General features: G+C 41.1%; 1 protein-coding gene and 1 pseudogene. Both read right to left on the bottom strand.

Features of this window, described 5'->3' with window-relative positions; translation table 11 throughout:
* Positions 1–138 (bottom strand): annotated as a pseudogene (locus AC1DSE_RS35910) (ABC transporter permease); the annotation flags it as partial.
* A gap of 63 nt (positions 139–201) precedes the next feature.
* The coding region (locus AC1DSE_RS35915; RefSeq protein ID WP_477529201.1) for a helix-turn-helix transcriptional regulator at positions 202–847 on the bottom strand (646 nt) is incomplete at its 5' end.

The following is an 847-nucleotide window of genomic DNA, read 5'->3' on the forward strand; positions in this document are numbered from 1 at the left end:
CAACTTTGTGAGCGACAAATAAAACGATCCAAGCATTGGACCGAGCGTCAGGCAGAAAAACCCGATCAGCCATGGCAGCAAAAAGGTATATGCGGTTAAGTTATGCTGATTGCTAAGCGGCTTGAGGCTTTTTCTCATCATGAATACCCCTCTCTTATTGATGTAGTTCCATCATAAGGGAGGGGCTATGAACATAGAATGCTAATTCTTTGGGTGTTCACTATCATTTTTTTCAGATTTTAATTCCGATTGCTGCTGACGATAATCCGAAGGAGTCATTCCGTACATCCTTTTAAATTTGGAGCTGAAGTAGCTTGCATTGGAGAATCCAGTAAGCTCTGCAATATCCCAAAGGTTCAGCGTTGTTGTTTTTAGCATCCGAACAGCCTCAGCAATTCGTACCTCATTCAAATAGTGAATAAAGGTTTTACCTACTTTAGCTTTGAACATTTCTGAGAAATAAGATGAATTATAATTGTACTTCTCTGCAATCATCGTCAAATTCAATTCATACATATAGTTCTCGTCAATAAACTGCTTAGCCGCCAAAATCAAGGATGGATCACTTTCCTGTGAGTCGCTTTGACGCTTGCTCTCGATTTTAACTGCAATACGCATCAGAAACCGCTCCGCTTTCTCTACAGTATCGAGACTAAGTGTCATTTCCGGCCTTAGCCAAAGCTGTTCGCCGCTCTCCAAACCGATTTGCGATTCATGCGCAATGGTCTCAAGCATCAAGTAAAGCTGGAAAATCAATTTGACAAAACGAAGCTGTGATTTCATTCCGCGCTGTAATTCTTGTCTAATCGCTGCTTCAAACGATGAAAGCTCTCCTCGAAATAAATAG

It is taken from the genome of Paenibacillus sp. 01L418 (assembly GCF_056400045.1).